Here is an 18,265-nt window from a genome sequence, read left to right on the forward strand (position 1 = left end):
ATCTCCACCAATACGATTTGACAGAGACCCGGATTAAATTCCTAGTACCATATTTTTTGTGTAAATTATGCTTTTTCTGTTTGTTTCTTGGCTGGTCGCCAAATTCCTAGAATCACACCAGCGACAACCGCACCAATCACAACTGCCAGAATGTAGAAGTACCAATGTGAAGCCAGTGGTGTCACCCATAGACCACCATGGGGAGCTGGAACACTAACATGCCAGAACTGTGTTAAACCACCACCGATTGCGGCACCAATGACACTAGAAACAATCACATGCAGTGGATCAGCTGTGGCAAATGGAATTGCTCCTTCAGTAATAAACGAAATTCCAAGCACCCAGTTGGAAATACCGGCCTGTCGCTCTTGTTCCGTAAACTTCTTTGGCCAAAAAGTTGTGGCAATGGCGGTTGCTAATGGTGGAACCATTCCGCCAACCATGACAGCTGCCATTAATTTTCCACTTCCAGTTGACGTATATGCCGCAATGGCAAAGGTATAAGCAGCCTTGTTGAAAGGACCTCCCACATCAATTGCCATCATGCCGCCAACAATCGTCCCTAGCAATACCTCATTTCCGGTTCCCATCCCGTTCAGAACATGGGTAATCCAAGCATTAACAGCTGCAAAAATAGGATTAATGATGAAGAACATTGCCACACCAACAATGAGCAAACTCAAAATTGGATAAAGTAACATGGGTTTCAGTCCTTCCAGACTCTTAGGCATGTTTTTGAAGACTTTTTTAAGCCAATTGACCACAATTCCGGCTAAGAAGCCGGCCAATAAACCACCAATAAATCCAGAAACACTTGTCGTTTTTACAATATTAGCAGCCGCCGTGTTGGCCATAAATCCACCAACAACTCCGGGCATTAGAGCTGGTAAATCTCCAATCGATTCAGCAATATAACCAGCTAACATGGGTACCAAGAATGCAAAAGCATAGTTTCCTAACTGATTAAAGAAAGTGAAGTAGATGCTGCCAGAACCCACAAAGCGTTCCAAAATAAACGAGAACGCCATGATGATTCCGCCACCCACAACGAAAGGTAACATGTGAGAAACGCCATTCATCAAATCTTTATAAATCTCGTTCCAAAGCCCACCTTTTTGACCATCATCGTCAGAAGTTGGCTCATCCCCGGCTGCCGCATGATAAACGGAAGCATTACCAGCCGTAATCTTGTCCAATAAGTCATCCGATTTATTAATACCATCAATCACGGGCCGATTTAAAAGCTTTTTACCATTGAAACGGCCCATGTCAACTTTCTTGTCAGCCGTGATGACGACCCCATCAGCGCGCGCGATATCCGCTGAGGTTAACCGATGTTTGACACCTTCAGAACCGTTCGTTTCAACTTTAATTTCAATATTTTTCTCTTTGGCTGATTTGATCAACGCAGCCTCGGCCATATACGTATGGGCAATTCCATTAGGACAAGCCGAAACAGCTACAATATATGGACGTTTCTCCGCTGTTTGAACATCAGTGGCTTTTTTAGCGGCCTCAGCCTTTTCATCAGCCGCATCCTGAGCCTCTTTAGCAGACTGCGCATCGCCAAATAATTGCTGTACTTCATCTGGGGTTTTTGTCTGTTTCAACTTAGCTACCAAATCTGGATTAATCAACAAACTCGACAAAGCTGCTAAAGCTTGTAAATGAGTATTATTAGCACCTTCTGGAGCTGCAATCATGAAGAATAACTGAACCGGTTTGCCATCGAGAGCATCAAAATCAAGTCCCTGTTCACTTTTAGCGAACAAAACGGTTGCCCGCTTGACCGCCTTGTCTTTGGCATGGGGCATCGCGATCCCATCACCAATTCCGGTCGTTGATTCTTGTTCTCTTTTTAAAATATCTGCTTTGTAAAGCGATTCATCATCAATCACACCCTGCTCAAAATACTTATGTACCATTTCATCAATGGCGTCATTTTTATTTTTCGCTTTTAAATCCATGATCATGACGTCTTTAAGTAGCAGTTCACGAATGTCCATGCTAGTACTTCCCTTCTAAAACTTCTCTATTTTTATCTGTGGCAGAATTTCATCAATTTTTTCTTTCGTGGCAATGTCGGCCGAAAATGCCGTCGCACTCCCCGACGCTAACCCGTACCGGAAACTTTTCACTGGATCATGAGTGGCATCAAATGTTCCTGTAAATCCAGCTAACATTGAATCACCTGCTCCAACTGAATTTTGGACGGTACCTTTGGGAGCTGCACTTCGATAACAATCATCTTGCGTCACTAACATGCCCCCGTCACCAGCCATCGAAATCATCACATTTTGGGCACCCATTTTGATAAGCTCCCGTCCGTAATGTTTAATCTCTTCCAAACTGGTTAACTCAACGCCAAACAAGTCGGCCAATTCATGATTGTTAGGTTTGACAACAACTGGATGCGTTGCCAAAGTCTTTTTGAGTGCTTCACCCGTTGTATCCACAGCATACTCTGCCTTTTGGGCCTTCACTTTTTGAATCAAGTCAAAGTAAAAGGTTTCTGGTAAACTACTTGGCACACTCCCTGAAAAAATCACCATATCTCCGGCTTTTAGCTCATCAAATTGAGCCACAAACGTTTGTTTTTCAGTCTCTGTGATTTTTGGACCTGGCGCATTTAGTTCAGTTTCTTGGTCTGCTTTTAGCTTAACGTTAATTCGTGTAGCATCCCCAATTTCCGTAAAATGGGCATCCAAGCCTAACTCTTGTAAACTTTGGCTTACAAATTTGCCTGTAAAACCGCCCAAAAATCCCCAGGCCTGATTGGCATACCCTAATTCACGTAAGATTCGTGAGACATTAATTCCCTTGCCACCAGGAAACTTATATGTTGTTTTTAAGCGATTAACTTCACCTAATGTCAATTGTGGAAGTTGAACCACATAATCAATCGAAGGATTCAAGGTCACTGTATAAATCATTTTTCAGCCTCCATAATTTGTTTTACCTGATCAAAATCCTGTAAAATAGTTTGATCAGTTTCATCTGTTAAAAGAACGCCATTTTCTAAATCAGCTATCTTAGCAAACGAAACCTCGTTTAGTTTGCTGGTATCTGCTAAAAAGTACCCAACTTCACTTTGTGCTAAAACTGCGCGTTTAACGGCCGCCTCATTTGGATCTGGAGTGGTAAATCCAAACTTGGGATGAACACCATTTACACCCATAAAAACACGGTTAAACCTGAAGTTCTTAATTGTTTCAACCACATCAGCACCCACAATGGCTTTCGTTGTGTTTTTCAACTCACCACCAACTAAATACGTTTTCACATTGATATCTGCCAATTCAGAAGCAAGTTGGACCCCGTTAGTCACAACCAAAACCGAATCTAGATTGTCCATAAACGGAATCATTGCTTCTGTAGACGTTCCGGCATCCAAGTACACAACCTCATTTACTTGGATCTGCTGAACCGCCAATTTCGCAATTTGCCGTTTTGCATGAACGTTTTTGGTTGATTTTTCTATGATGCCGGGTTCGGATTGCAGTGTGGTAATTTCTTTGGCCCCACCATGCACTCGCACTAGTTTACCCTGATCTTCTAATTCTTGTAGATCACGTCTAACTGTTGAGGTAGAGCTGTCTAATTCCTGGACTAAATCCTGTAGTTTCACAACCCCGTTTTTGGCTAACTGCGCTAATATAATTGTTTGTCTCTCTTCTGTAAGCACTTTCATCACTCCACCTTTGATAGAATACCACCAAAATCATTCAAGCTCAACCATAAAAGCTCATTTTTTTAAATTATTGTTCGATTTCCGAATCAATACTCTGTTTCAGATTCTTAGGCCGCTGTTTGCGGACGTTTACCCCAAGTAATTCAATAAAGAATGCCACAATCGGAATCCCGACAATTAATCCCCAGGTTCCAAACAACTCGCCACTCACAATTAAGGTCACAAAAGTCACAAAAATTGGTAGAGCTGTTGCGTTTGCCATCAGTTTTGGATGTAAGAAATAAGACTCAAATATGTGCACAATTACTACCAAAATAAGAACCTCAAAAACAGTCACAAAACCGTTTACTGAAAAGCCAATGACTGATAATGGAATTAGCGAAATTAAAACACCAGCTACTGGAATCAAACCGAGTACAAACACCATCAACCCCAAAACCAGAAGACTTGGCATTCCAATAATCCATAGGCCGATGGTCATTAAGATTGTGTTAATTGAACAAATGATTAATTGCGTTTCAATTACTGTGCCAAAAATATGAACAAACATTGCTGCTAATTTATAGATATTATTAAATAAATGTTTGTGGCGACTATTTAAAAAGGCCTGCCCAAAATGACACAAATGATTATAGGTCAAATTAAAAATAAAACTCAAAAAGACACCCATAATGACATGTTCAATTCCGCGTCCGACGTGCCCTAGTTTAATCAATCCAGTGAGGGCAAGATCTGAACTATGTTTCAAAACTGAAGAATTATGAATGGCTTTTTGAGCCCAAGTATACATTTGCTGATCAAAAACTGGATGCCGATCAATTGTTTTCTCAATTAATTTTGGCAATCCACTAAATTGATCTGCCAATACTGGTGCAGCCACTCCTACAATTGTCACAAACAAACCAATTACCAACACATAAAGTAAAATTGTTGCAATCGGTTGATTAATTGGCAATAGTTTTCGTAAATTTTTGGTCCCCACGTGCCCAAGAAATGAAAAAATGATCACAAATAAAATTAAAGAAAGAAACGGTTTTAACAAAAAAAGGACAATGATCACACCTACCAAAGTACTGTATAACTCAACATCCTCACTTTTAAAAAATTTAATAATGTGTTCCAAATATAATCCCTCCAACCACTGTTTGCTATTAACATATCATTAAATTACATAGAATAAAACCATAGTTCGTATGACTTAACAATAAAAAAAGGTCATACAAAAAGCATCTCAGCTGCAACTTACCCACGTAACCATACACGAGTTGCAAAAGAGATGCTTAAAATTTATATATATTTCCAGTCACTAGTTATTTTTTAATGGAGCTTCTAAATAATGGCTCTAAAGGCTCGTTATTAAAGATCATCTTAATAGCATTCCCCACTAATGGGCCCACTGACATTTCGACTAATTTATCAAATTGCTTTTCTTTGCCGATTCGAATTGTATCGGTCACAACAACTTTTTCTAATTGAGAGCTTTGCAAAATTTTAGGCGCTTGTTTGGAGAAAATGGCGTGGGTTGCACATCCATACACTTTTGTAGCTCCCGCATTTTTCAAAGCTTCGGCAGAAATGGTGATCCGTGTTCCCGTATCAATCATATCATCGACAACCACACAAGTCTTGCCCGCTACTTTACCAATAATTTCAGTTGGAATTTCATCTAATGATTCACTTGATTCAACGTTACGATTATCAATAATGGCAATCGGCGCCCCAAGTAAATCTGCCATTGTGCGTGCTCGGGAAACCCCGGCATGATCAGGTGAGACAACCACAAGATTCTCTGTAATTTTATGATCTGTAAAATAACTTGCCAGTAACGGGGCTGCTACCAAATGGTCAACCGGCACATCAAAGAATCCTTGAATTTGAGCGGCATGAAGATCAATTGTAAGTACCCGGGTAATCTTATCCATTTCCAACAAGTCTGCAATTAGTTTTGCAGTAATGGGCTCTCGCGAACGGGCCTTCCGATCTTGACGTGAATATCCATAATAAGGAATGACCACGTTAATTTCACTGGCACTCGCACGCCGGAGTGCATCCACCATAATCATTAATTCCATCAACATGTCATTTACAGGTTCTGAAATTGACTGAATGACGTATACCTTGGCGCCACGAATACTTTCATCAATATTCACCTGAATTTCACCGTCGCTAAAATGGTTAACGGTTGCCTTGCCTAAAGGAACGCCTACTTCGTGCGCAATTTTTTCGGCTAAAGGGCGGTTCGAATTTAACGCAAAAATCTTCATTCGTTGCTTAGCAGTTTCTGCTGTCATGACATCCTCCATTAAAAACTATCAAATTTATCTCATTCCTATTATTGCAGTCCTCGTTTAAAAGCGCAATACCTTAAGCCTTCATAAAACTTTGTGGAGTAATTCCATTCATCCCAATCATGGGGTCCACTTCTTGGCTTTGGGCCTTGGCTAACGTCAAAACTGTTTCTGATTCAGAAGCTTTTTTCTTAGGCTTTGTTACTCCTTTTTGGTCAGAATCGGCTGTTATCGGATTTGTTTCTGCAACTGGCTTTTCTCCAGCTTGTTTACCCTCGAAAACAGTGATTAACCGTTTTTTTAACGTTGTTTGCCGATTTACGGCCAAGTTTTGAACACATCTTTCAAAAGCTCTTTCATCCCCCAAAAGAATTAAAAGTGATTCTGCCCGCGAAACTGCGGTATATAACAAGTTTCGTTGCAGCATCCGTGAATACTGCTGAACCATTGGTAAAATCACCATTTTAAACTCACTACCCTGTGATTTATGGATTGATGTACAGTAAGCCAATGTGATTTGGATCCAATCCTTGCGCCCATAAGTAACTTCCGTTTCATCAAAATCAATTACAAGTTTATCTTGCTTATCAGTATTACCCTTATCCTTTGCAAGAATAATTCCTTTGATAATCCCCATATCACCATTAAAAACGTTATTCTCAGGGACGTTCACTAATTGCAAAACCTTGTCGCCAATGCGGAAAAGTTGCCCGCGAAATTCAACTTCCTTGGTCCGTTCGTTTTTCTTCGGATTTAAAATCTGCTGTAAAGAACTATTTAGCCGGTCAATTCCCGCAATTCCCCGATACATGGGTGCTAGAACCTGGATATCTTGGGCGGTAAATCCTTTTTGTTCAGCTTTTTTCACTACTTGCGTAATCACACTATCAACTTGGTTGGTCGGACATGGAATAAAGGAACGATCCTTTTGATTTTGACTGAAGTCAGCTGGTAAATGACCCTCTTTGATGGCATGAGCCAGCGGAATAATTGAGGATTGATCATCTTGACGATAGATCTTAGACAATTCAATTTTTGGAATCTCCTGACTTTGCAATAAATCATTAAAAATTTGACCGGCCCCAACGGATGGTAACTGATCTTTATCACCTACCAAAATCACTTTCATACTATTCGGAATTGCACGGACAAGGGTTCTAAACAAACTCGTATCTACCATGGACATTTCGTCCACAATCAAAAGGCCACCTTCCAGGTCCTTGGTCTCCTTATCCGGATCATCTTCGCGTCCCGTTAATCCCAACAAACGATGAATGGTGCTAGCAGGCAATCCGGTTACTTCACTCATCCGTTTAGCAGCTCGGCCAGTTGGTGCCGCCAATAAAACCGGAAATGGGGTATCATGATACTCATTAACATCTAACGAAACTTCATTCAACGTGGCATACGTCTTGACGATCCCATTGATAATGGTTGTTTTTCCTGTTCCAGGTCCACCGGTCAGCAAAAACGTCTTCGCTTGCATGGCCTCTCTTAAAGCCTGACGCTGTGAGTCATCATACGTAATCTTAAATTGCTTCTGAGCTAAATCGATGACACCATCAATTTCTGAAGTTTCAAAATGATGGTTTTCCTTTGCATCCTGCAGCCGTTTAAGATGCTCAGCAATTTGCCATTCAGCTTCATATAAAGTCCGCAAGTATATGCGATTTTCATCCCCCACAATTTTGTTGTCTTTCGCCAGACTTAACAGCTCATCAGCAACTTTTTGCGGATCAACTGCCTGATTACGACTGTGTTCCAACAGCGACAAGGAAGCTTTTAGCAATGATTGGGCATCAGTATATGTATCTCCATTAGAATTACTCAGGTCACTTAAAGAAGTTAAAACAGCCCCATCAATCCTTGCTGGCGCATCAAACTCGATACCAGTTGCCTCCGCAATTTGATCGGCCTTTTTAAACCCAATGCCATCGATATCTTCAATGAGTTGATAAGGATTTTTATGAATAATGTCTAACGTTTGTTCCCGATAACGATTGTAAATACTAGCTGCTAGTTGACTTCCAAATCCATAGCCATTAAGGCCAATAATGATTTGTTCCATGCCATTATTTTCATTAAGCTTATTTACTAATTCAGTTTGCAATGTGTCTTTTAGTTTGAGTGGCGCCAGCACTTTCGGGTCACGGATGATTTTATTAATCGCATCCGTTCCAAGCAGCGCCACAATTCGTTCGGCGGTCTTTTTCCCTACGCCTTTAAAATCAGAACCAGATAAATAGGCCACCAGTCCCTCTTTCGTAGTTGGTGTAGCATTTTCATAATTAGTTGCCTGAAACTGCATACCGTATTTAGGATGGGTCACCGATTTTCCAACAAACCGATAGGCCTGCTCTTCTTTGATATCTCCAAAACTACCAGTAACCACAATTTCATCTTCATGCCAGTCAATATTTGTTTCACTAATTTTAATTAAAACAACTTTGTAAAAACTGTCTGGGCTCTCAAAAAAAATTGCGGAGACTTTCCCCACAACAAATTGTTCTGTTGGTTTCCCTGTAGCCTTGGAATCTTCATCAAATAAGTTGAGTGACTCATTTTGCATTACTTCTCATCCTTTGACTCATCACGAGTTTTAATGTATTTCTCGATATCCACTAATCGTTTCTGACCTTTTTCAAAATAGGCAGGATCTAATTTTTTTGCCTGTTTAAAATATTCGGTTTCTTCCTCATCCAAAACGAGGGCAATAATTCCCCGCTCAAACTGATATTGACCATTTTTAGGATCAGCCTTTAAGGCATCGTCATAATAAGTCGCTGCATGGGTAAAATCACCCATCGCCAAAAATATTTCACCAATTAGTCCGTTAATTGTCGGATCTTGCTTATGTTTATCCTGCGCCGTGATCGCGAATACCAGCGCATTTTTATAATCATCCTGAGCCATATAAGTCTGGGCAATCATCAAATAAGCCGAACTTTTTAATTCTGAATCTTGAACAACTTTAAATTGAGCAAAGGCTTTTTGAAACTCACCCGCTTCATAATACGTATTTCCTAATCCATAGTGTAATAAGCTTTCAGCTTTATCATCTTTCTGAAAAAGACCTAATGACTTCATATACAGCTCTTCAGCCTGCTCAAAACTCTTGGAAGTTGTTAAGAAAACGCCAAGATTATAATACTGATGATAATCGTCAGAGTTATCATCAATGGCTTTTACCAAGGCAGAGGCTGTTTTTTGCGCATCTTGTTTTGCTTGTTCTTGTTTTGAATCCTCATTTTCAGTCATGTTTTCCCTCAAATCATATCTGTGGCATCTGGTTTACGTTTAATATAACTCGTATCATTCCATTTTATTAATGAAAAAGTCTTTCCAGCATCTTTGGTTTCTAAAATTGTTGTACTTGTATTAGACAACCCACCGCGTTTCCGCAAGTCATGCAGATTAGCTCCCAAAAGCGTATTAACTAGCGCATTCAAAGCAGCTCCGTGGCTCACGATTAAGATATTGTCAGTTGACTTTTGATAAATATCGGTAATGCGTTTTATGGTAGGCGTCATCCGCTGAATTAGCTGTGGAAAAGATTCTCCCTGAATTGGTTGCGGATCATACTGATCAGGATGATTTCTAAAGTCATCAAATTCGCGTGGATATCGTTTTTGAACATCCGTAAACTTCATGCCTTCCATTTTTCCTAAATTAAACTCTCGCAATCGACTCGCAATGGTTAATGGTGTGGAATGCCCTTGAAGTTCATCTAAATCGTGCTGCAAAGTACTTCCAGTCACTCTTGCTCGGCGAACGGGACTCACATATAGATGTTGAAACGTGGTGGGACTCAGGTGATGAGCCAACGCATCAATTTCCACATAACTTTCTTTAAGTAATGGCGAATCGCCTCTTGCGCCTTGATAACGTCCTTCTAGATTCCACTGTGTTTTTCCATGGCGAATAAAATATAATTTGGTCACGTTTATCTTCCTTCTCATCTCTATAGCTAAAACTATTATGCCAGTGTCTGGAGAAAAATTCAAAAAATAGTGAGCAATTAGTGAGCGGATTAAGACGTTTAAGCTCTAAAAAATAAGAGCATTGGAAGCGGGATCGCATCCCGCCAGAAATGTTCTTATTTTTTGAGTTTGTCTTAAGAAACTGTCCTAAAAACAGTGAGTGCAATGAGACGATTAAGCTTTAAAATATAAGGATGGTGGAGCCGGGATCGCAATCCCGGTGGAAACATTCTTATATTTTAAAGGTTGTCTCATGAAGCTGTCCTCAAAATAGTGAGTGCAATGAGACGGGTAAGCTTTAAAATATAAGGATGGTGGGACCGGGATCGCAATCCCGGTGGAAACATTCCTATATTTTAAAGATTGTCTCATGAAGCTGTCCTCAAAAGTTGCATCCAAGGGGAAAATCATCTTAACCAGCTACCCTAAAATCAACAAAAATAAAAAGGCATCAGTCACCCAAAAAGCACTTGGATAACTAACGCCCATTAAAATTCAATTTTAGATATATTGTAACTCGCGGTCCTTACTGTAAGCAGCATCAATAATTCCGCCGCCTAAGCACTCCTCACCGTCATACAAAACAACGGCTTGGCCTGGTGTGATTGCGCGAGCGGGATCATCAAAATCAACGGTCATTTGTGTTCGATCCGCATTGAAGTGAACTGTAACATCTACATCCATCGCACGGTAACGGAACTTAGCTGTGCAACGGAATGAATCACCACGATCAGAAATATCATTTACGAAATGCAAATCAGATGCAACTAAACGGTCCGCATATAAATGCTCGTTATGGTAACCCTGGCCAACGTATAAAATGTTTTTCTTCAAATCCTTACCAATGACAAACCAAGGATCATTATTCTGACTGCCACCGCCAATTCCGAGACCTCGGCGTTGTCCAATGGTGTAATACATTAAACCGGCATGATCGCCCTTAACTTCACCATCGATCGTCATCATTTTACCAGCCTTTGCAGGTAAGTAGTTGCCAAGAAACTCTTTGAAGTTCTTCTCGCCAATAAAACAGATCCCAACAGAATCTTTCTTATTTGCAACGGCTAACCCAGCCTTTTCAGCAATCTTACGAACCTTAGCTTTTACCATGCCACCTAATGGGAACATGACATGATCTAATTGCTTATGAGTCAATTGGTTCAAGAAGTATGTTTGGTCCTTGTTCATATCCTCTGAACGCAATAAATGCTGATTGCCTTGTGCGTCACGCTTTAATTTTGCGTAATGACCAGTGGCAACATAATCGGCACCTAAACTAATCGCATAATCTAAAAAGGCCTTAAATTTAATTTCATTATTGCAAATTACATCTGGATTGGGTGTCCGACCTTTTTTATATTCATCCAAAAAGTACGTAAATACACGATCCCAGTACTCTTTTTCAAAATTAACTGAATAATAAGGAATTCCAATTTTTGAAGCGACTTTCGCCACATCCTTATAATCCTCAGTTGCCGTACAAAAACCATTTTCGTCAGTGTCATCCCAGTTCTTCATGAACACACCAACGACATCGTAGCCCTGTTGCTTGAGCAAATAAGCTACTACTGATGAATCAACACCACCACTCATGCCAACAACGACACGAGTCTTGCTATTGTCTGTCATCAAAAATCACCATCATTTCTATCAGATTCTGGAGAATCTACGATTGAAGGTCGCAACATCCAGTAACGCTTATTATAACAAAGTAAGCAAATTGAGCAAGCATTTAGCCAGCGGGTCAATTTTTTTATTTCTGAAAATATAAAAAAGCAGTAATTCAACTTGTGAACTACTGCCCCTATTGATTCAATATTAAGCCTTAATAAAAATTTCGCGTTTAACCATATCGTCTAAAATATAATGATATTGTTCTACTAGTGGCTTGTCATTTTCCTTTGTGAAAATATTAACCCGTTTTAATCCGTTAGCTGTTGTAACTGACATTTTAAAACCACTTAGATCTTTAGCAAAAACCACTCTTAACTTATTACCTTGTTTGTATGGTGAAGTTGGATCTAACGTCCGTTCATACACAAAGTTCCCGCCATTTGATACCGTAAACCCAACGTCACGTAACGTGTACTTCTTCACCTGAGGGCTCATTTGATAAGTATCTTTATCACCGTCAACTTTTACTTTTGTTAAAAATGCCATTATTTTACAGTCTCCTTTGATTTTAAACGCTGAATAATCTGAACTAAGTTACTAACCAAATAATCAACGTCATCACTCGTATTATATTTTCCAAAACTAATTCGAATGGATTCCGAGATTCGGGGTGAGTCTTTGCCAAACATCGCAATCAAAACATGGGAAGGTTCCAAACTCCCTGCTGTACAAGCAGAACCACCCGAAATCGCAATCCCATTTAGATCCAGATTGGTCTGCATAACATAGGTAGAAACACCCTTAATCCAAAGATTGAAAACATGCTGTAAATTATTAGGATCAAGCGACCCGTTGATTTCAAAATCAATGTCAGCATCGTTTAGACCTTTAATAATTTGCTGTTTAAAACCCATGTACTTCTTCTGCATACCTGTTTTAACTTCTGGCGTTAATAACGAAACAGCCTTCGCAAATCCAGCAATTCCTGGCACATTTTCGGTTCCGGCACGCCGTTTATCTTCCTGCTCGCCGCCCCTCAGAAAACTTGGAAAATTCACGCCATCGCGTTTATACAAGAAGCCAAGAAACTTGGGTCCATTCAGCTTGTGGGCAGAGGTTGATAACATATCAATATGATCACGTTTAACATCGATATCCAACAAACCATAAGTTTGCACAGCATCTGTATGAAACCAAGCCTGATGGTCCTTTAAAATCTCGCCAATCTCATGAATGGGCATATGACTACCAACTTCATTGTTCCCCATCATAATGGTTACTAAAATGGTGTCATCCCGCAAAGCAGCCTTAAACTCATCTAAATCAATTAATCCATTTTTATCAACTGGTAAATAAGTCACTTCATACCCAAGTGTTTCTAAATAAGCCAGTGTTTTTAAAACGGCCGGATGTTCAATCGCGGTTGTAATAATATGCTTGCCAAGTTTTTTTCGGGCAATTGCGGTTTGCATAATTGCGGTATTATCACTTTCTGTACCGCCACTGGTAAAAATAATTTCATCTTCATTGGCATTGATACTATCGGCAATAATTTGTCGACTTTGATCTAACGTCATCCGCGCCTTGCGTCCAAATGAATGCGTACTTGAGGCATTGCCAAAGTTATGACTCATTTCTTCAGTCATTTTTTCAACCACTTCGGGAGCCATTGGCGTCGTTGCGGCATTATCAAAATAAACTTGCTTCATGGTAATCCTACTCTCCTTTAAGACGCGCCTACTCATTGGTCGCGCCAGTCACTCTTATTTATTGAACAAGGCTAGTAACATCTTTGCAGATCGCTTACCAGCATCGATAATAAAATCATCGAATGAAACCCCTGCATTTTCATCGCCAACATCAGACATCGCTCGAATCACTACAAACGGCACCTTAAACTGATGTGCTACCTGGCCAATTGCGCTGCCTTCCATTTCACAACAGAGAGCATCCGGAAAATTCTTCAAAATTTCTTGAATTTTTTCGGAACTACTGATGAATTGATCACCTGTAACAATAAGCCCTTTTTTGATATTCAAACCAGTTTTTTCACCGGCTACTGCAACTTCATTAATCAAGTCTTTATCTGCATCGAAACGTGCAGGTTGGCCTGGTAATTGCCCTAACACATAACCAAACGCTCTTGCGTCCACATCATGGTAAAGGGTTTGTGTAGAGATAACAACATCCCCTACAGATAGGCCACTTCCAATTCCACCAGCTGAACCAGAATGAATTAAAGCATCTACTTTAAAATTAGTAACTAATAAAGCGGCTGTAATCCCAGCTTCAACCTTACCAATTCCGGAACGCACTAAAACGACTTCAGTGTCTTGGATAGTTCCCTCGTAAAAAGTAATGCCATTAATTTCTGTTTCTTTTTTGATATCTAAAGCACTGTGCAAGCTCTTAATTTCTTCTTCCATTGCACAAATTACACCATACTTCATGTTTCATCCTCATTTCACGAAAAATAATATTAAATAGACGATCACAATTGCCACGATTAATCCTAAAATAACCCAATTTAAACGTTTTCCAAGGTTACGACTCTTTCGTTCCGCCGTACTGCGAATATTTGGTTCTTCGGTTGAATCTGGCTGTAAATATTCATCATGCGTTCGCGCATAATCTTTTTCAACCTGCACCCGTTTTCGGTCCCGTTGGGTAAACTGATCCGCCTCAGCCTGCTTTATTCGTTGATAATCCTCACGAGTGAGATTATCTTGTTGCTTGTCATCCTTCACAGATTTCACCTACTTATTTAAACTTTGCCAGTAATAAATGGCCAAAACTGTTTTTGCGTCTTCAATAGAACCATCAGCAATGCCCGCCAGAGCCTCACTTAATGAAAGTTCAAACAGCTGTAAATGTTCATCTTTATCTTGGGGTAACTCGGTTGCTACCGGATGCAAATCAGTTGCCATGTAAAGAGTCATATATTCATTTGCAAATCCGGGAGTTGAATAAAACCCAGAAATACGTTTAAGCTCTCCGGCTTGGTAACGGGTTTCTTCATTTAATTCCCGAACCGCGGTCGTTTCTGCCGTTTCTCCATCCTCTACCTTACCAGCTGGAATTTCGATTGTAACCTTTTTAATTGGTGCTCGCCACTGTTTTTCAAAAATAGCTTTATTATCCTTTGTAATTGCCAAAACCGCAATCGCATTTTGATGTAAAACCACGTCTCGATTTGCTAAATCACCGTTTGGCAGTTTAACTGTTTGTTGATAAACATCAATAATTGCACCCTTATACCGCGACTCGTTTTTGACAACTTTCTCTTCAAAATTCATAAAATATCTTCTCTTTCGCTTAATTAGGCTTCTGGTTCACTATCATCAGGCAACACGCTAACTTTAACCGCCTGTAATCCCTTGGCACCCTGGACAACTAACAAGCTAACTTCATCGCCTTCATGCAAGTAACGGAACCCTTCACCTTCAATGGCTGAATAGTGCACAAAAACTTCTGTTCCATCATCTAAATTAATGAACCCGAATCCTTTGTCTTTATCGAAACTTTTGACTGTGCCGTGTTCCATACCAGAACCCCCTATTAGTCTAGGCTACGTTCTACTTCTTCTATCATCATACTGATTATTTTTAAAAAAGTAAATTAATTACCGTACAAATTTACTAAAACTGAACAAAAAATCCGATCCCAAATTTTGTCAGAATAACGCTTAAACAAAATTTCGATCGGATTTTGAAAATTTAAGGTTCTAAACCAGTTTCAACACTTTCAGGATAATTTTCTCGAACAATCTTAGCACAGCGTGCACAAAGTGCTGGATAAGCATCATCAGACCCAACATCGGTCTTTGTCATTCGGCATCGTGAACAAACAGAACCTTGCGCAACAAGTACCTTAACTGCCATTCCTTTGAATTGTTCAGCATCATCAGGAGCATCTTTTAAATCGTGAATTTCCAATTTTGACACGATCAGAATCAAACGAACATTCGTATTCAAATCGTTCAAAAGTTGCTTGGTATCACTATCGACGTACAGGTTAACCTGAGCTTCCATTGATTTACCAATCATCTTGCTATCACGGGCTTCTTCTAACGCCTTTAGCACATTAGAACGAATATCCTTGAATTGTTCCCAATTTTCAAAGATGTGATCTTGATTATCAAATTTCTGAACAGCAGGCATCTCTGATAATTGAACAAATTCTTCAGGCTCTTTCAAGTACTCCCAAATCTCTTCCATAGTGTGAGGCAGAATTGGGGTTAAGAGTTTCGTTAAACCAACTAGAATTTCATAAAAGACAGTCTGCATTGAGCGTCTGGTCTGACTCTTTTCAGGATCAATATATACAACATCCTTAGCAAAATCAAGATAGAACGCAGACAGATCGGTAATCACAAAATTCATCACGCGTTTGTAAATATTTAAAGAATCATATGCTTCATAATCATCAAGCAAAGTTTGAACCAATTTATTATACTTAATTAACATATATTGATCAGCTGATTCCAAATCTGCAAAGGCTACTTTATCCGTCTTTGGATCATAGTCAGTCGTATTAGCAAGTAAGTAACGTAACGTGTTTCGCAACTTCTTGTAACTATCGGAAGTCTTAGTAAAATTATCCATTGAGACGCGCACATCTGATGAAGAATCTACAGATGCAACCCACCAACGAACAATCTCTGCACCCATTCGTTTAATAACTTCACTTGGCACGATTGTATTACCAAGTGATTTGCTCATCTTATGACCTTGGCCATCAAGAGTAAATCCTTGTGAAACCACTTGTTTATAAGGCGCATGCCCTGAAACAGCCACACTAGTAATCAAACTAGAATTAAACCAACCACGATACTGATCAGAACCTTCCAAATACAGATCTGCCGGATAAGTCAGGTAGTCACGCTCTTCCAGTACGCCTTGATGGGAAGACCCAGAATCAAACCAAACATCCATAATATCAGTTTCTTTAGTAAACTTGCCGTTTGGTGAATGTTCACTAGTGAAACCATCTGGAAGTAAGTCTTTAGCATCCCATTCAAACCAGATGTCAGAGCCATGTTTTTCAAACAGATCAGCAACATGACCAATGCTTTCCTTCGTCATAATTGCTTCACCATCTTCGCCATAGAAAATTGGCAATGGAACACCCCAAACCCGCTGACGTGAAATGACCCAATCGCCACGATCACGAATCATGTTGTAGAGACGTTTTTTACCCCAATCTGGTGAAAATTTCACATCATCAATCGCACTTAAAATCTGATCGCGAATTTTATCTACTGATGCAAACCACTGTGGTGTTGCACGGAAAATAACTGGCTTTTTTGTCCGCCAATCAAATGGATAACTATGTTTGTACGGCATGTAATCTAGTAAAAGGTTTGCATCCTTAAGTTTATCCAATGCAATTTTATTAGCATCTTCATAGAAAACACCTTCGAAATCTTTTCCGGCCTCTTCAGTCATGTAACCTTGATCGTTTACCGGCACTAAAATATCTAATCCATATTGCTTACCAACTCGGAAATCATCTTCCCCGAACCCAGGTGCCGTATGCACTAATCCAGTACCAGTATCTAACGTTACAAAATCCCCTAACATGACCACTAATTTACGATCAGGATAAAAAGGATGTTGCGTGAGCACTCGATCTAAATCTTTACCCTTAACCGTTTTAAGAATTTTAACGTTTTCCCAGCCAAACTTTTCAGAAACATTATCAACTAGTTCAGCCGCAATCACGAATTTACGTTTTTCACCGTCTGGTTGAACAACCGCATAATCAAAAGTAGCATCAATCGTTACACCTTCAGAAGCTGGAATTGTCCATGGGGTTGTCGTCCACACGACCAAATACGTATCGGTATCCAAAACTCCCTTGCCATCAACTACCTGTTCTGCAAAGAAAGCTGATGGTGACGTAACGTCATGATACTCAACTTCTGCCTCGGCCATTGCTGATTCGGAAGACCATGACCAAAATACGGGTTTCTTACCTTTAAAGATCAGACCCTTTTCAGCCATTTTTCCAAAGGTTCGAATTTCTTGGGCTTCAAATTCTGGATCTAACGTCAAATAAGGATTATTCCATTCGGCGGCCACACCTAAACGTTTAAAGTCTTCTCTTTGCATATTAACTTGCTTTAGGGCATATTCACGACAGAGCTTACGAAATTCACTCGTTGTTAATTTTTTCCGGTCATAGCCAGCCTTTTTTAATTGTTGTTCAATGGGTAGACCATGGGTATCCCAACCAGGTACATAAGGTGCTCGATATCCTGACATTGACTTGTAACGAACAATGATATCCTTAGAAATCTTATTCATGGCATGGCCCATATGAATATTTCCATTTGCATATGGAGGCCCATCATGTAAAACAAATGATGGTTTGCCTTCATTTAATTTCTGACGCTTTTCATAAACCTTATTTTCTTCCCAAACTTGTTCGCGTTTAGCTTCATTAACAGGTAAATTGCCCCGCATTTTAAACTTGGTTTTTCCCAAATTAAGGGTTTCTTTTATACGCATAACTTGTCACTCCTCTATTTTTTTGAATATAAAAAGACCTCGTCACAAGGGACGAAGTCTTCGTGGTACCACCCAATTTTAAAAACTTTAACAGTTTTTCTTAATTCAATAACGGCCTTTTAGCCGATCAAATCTACTAAAAATCGATTTGATGCCTCAGAGATGATATCATAAAATGTT

Annotated in this window: 16 protein-coding genes and 1 other annotated feature (1 of these 17 cut by a window edge); all 16 genes read right to left on the minus strand. The window is 39.8% G+C overall.

Annotation, left to right across the window (positions count from 1 at the left end):
* Positions 1-65: 65 nt before the first annotated feature.
* Entirely contained in the window at positions 66-2,006 is a 1,941-nt protein-coding gene (locus IV84_RS02165) for a PTS fructose transporter subunit IIABC (protein ID WP_056986042.1), read from the minus strand.
* Between the two features lie 15 nt (positions 2,007-2,021).
* A complete protein-coding gene (gene pfkB, locus IV84_RS02170) occupies positions 2,022-2,933 on the minus strand; it encodes a 1-phosphofructokinase (protein ID WP_046871834.1) in 912 nt (303 codons plus the stop codon).
* Complete coding sequence (locus tag IV84_RS02175) at positions 2,930-3,691, minus strand: DeoR/GlpR family DNA-binding transcription regulator (protein WP_056986043.1); 762 nt, start codon at positions 3,689-3,691, stop codon at positions 2,930-2,932. Before IV84_RS02175 ends, pfkB begins: the two co-directional genes overlap by 4 nt.
* A gap of 67 nt (positions 3,692-3,758) precedes the next feature.
* Positions 3,759-4,814, minus strand: a complete 1,056-nt coding sequence (locus IV84_RS02180; RefSeq protein WP_046871832.1) for an AI-2E family transporter — start codon at positions 4,812-4,814, stop codon at positions 3,759-3,761.
* Positions 4,815-5,001: 187 nt separating this feature from the next.
* The gene (locus tag IV84_RS02185) at positions 5,002-5,982 is read right to left on the minus strand and encodes a ribose-phosphate diphosphokinase (protein ID WP_056986044.1); all 981 of its coding nucleotides are present in this window, start codon (positions 5,980-5,982) and stop codon (positions 5,002-5,004) included.
* Positions 5,983-6,055: 73 nt separating this feature from the next.
* Positions 6,056-8,548 carry an SF1B family DNA helicase RecD2 gene (gene recD2 / locus IV84_RS02190; RefSeq protein WP_056986045.1) on the minus strand — a complete coding sequence of 831 codons (2,493 nt, stop codon included), beginning with the start codon at positions 8,546-8,548 and terminating at the stop codon, positions 6,056-6,058.
* Positions 8,548-9,237: a tetratricopeptide repeat protein gene (locus IV84_RS02195; protein WP_056986046.1), complete on the minus strand. Its 690-nt coding sequence runs from the start codon at positions 9,235-9,237 to the stop codon at positions 8,548-8,550. Before IV84_RS02195 ends, recD2 begins: the two co-directional genes overlap by 1 nt.
* 8 nt (positions 9,238-9,245) lie before the next feature.
* Complete coding sequence (locus IV84_RS02200) at positions 9,246-9,920, minus strand: histidine phosphatase family protein (RefSeq protein WP_046871828.1); 675 nt, start codon at positions 9,918-9,920, stop codon at positions 9,246-9,248.
* Positions 9,921-10,460: 540 nt separating this feature from the next.
* Positions 10,461-11,588 carry a tRNA 2-thiouridine(34) synthase MnmA gene (mnmA, locus tag IV84_RS02205; protein ID WP_056986047.1) on the minus strand — a complete coding sequence of 376 codons (1,128 nt, stop codon included), beginning with the start codon at positions 11,586-11,588 and terminating at the stop codon, positions 10,461-10,463.
* Between the two features lie 189 nt (positions 11,589-11,777).
* The gene (locus IV84_RS02210) at positions 11,778-12,119 is read right to left on the minus strand and encodes a DUF1831 domain-containing protein (protein ID WP_046871826.1); all 342 of its coding nucleotides are present in this window, start codon (positions 12,117-12,119) and stop codon (positions 11,778-11,780) included.
* Positions 12,119-13,282, minus strand: a complete 1,164-nt coding sequence (locus tag IV84_RS02215; RefSeq protein WP_046871825.1) for a cysteine desulfurase family protein — start codon at positions 13,280-13,282, stop codon at positions 12,119-12,121. The genes IV84_RS02210 and IV84_RS02215 overlap by 1 nt, the downstream gene beginning before the upstream one ends.
* Before the next feature lie 54 nt (positions 13,283-13,336).
* Positions 13,337-14,023 (minus strand): 5'-methylthioadenosine/adenosylhomocysteine nucleosidase, encoded by a 687-nt coding sequence (locus IV84_RS02220; protein ID WP_046871824.1) that lies wholly within the window; start codon positions 14,021-14,023, stop codon positions 13,337-13,339.
* Positions 14,024-14,032: 9 nt separating this feature from the next.
* Positions 14,033-14,320, minus strand: coding sequence for a hypothetical protein (locus IV84_RS02225; RefSeq protein ID WP_052694532.1), 288 nt, complete (start codon positions 14,318-14,320; stop codon positions 14,033-14,035).
* A gap of 9 nt (positions 14,321-14,329) precedes the next feature.
* Entirely contained in the window at positions 14,330-14,869 is a 540-nt protein-coding gene (locus IV84_RS02230) for an NUDIX hydrolase (protein WP_046871822.1), read from the minus strand.
* Positions 14,870-14,892: 23 nt separating this feature from the next.
* Complete coding sequence (locus tag IV84_RS02235; protein ID WP_046871821.1) at positions 14,893-15,117, minus strand: cold-shock protein; 225 nt, start codon at positions 15,115-15,117, stop codon at positions 14,893-14,895.
* A 172-nt stretch (positions 15,118-15,289) separates the two neighbouring features.
* Positions 15,290-18,085 (minus strand): isoleucine--tRNA ligase, encoded by a 2,796-nt coding sequence (gene ileS, locus IV84_RS02240; protein ID WP_046871820.1) that lies wholly within the window; start codon positions 18,083-18,085, stop codon positions 15,290-15,292.
* Positions 18,086-18,129: 44 nt separating this feature from the next.
* Positions 18,130-18,265 (minus strand) — a binding site (T-box leader) (it continues 77 nt past the right edge of the window).

Origin of the sequence: Pediococcus damnosus (genome assembly GCF_001437255.1) — a bacterium.
Taxonomy (GTDB): domain Bacteria; phylum Bacillota; class Bacilli; order Lactobacillales; family Lactobacillaceae; genus Pediococcus; species Pediococcus damnosus.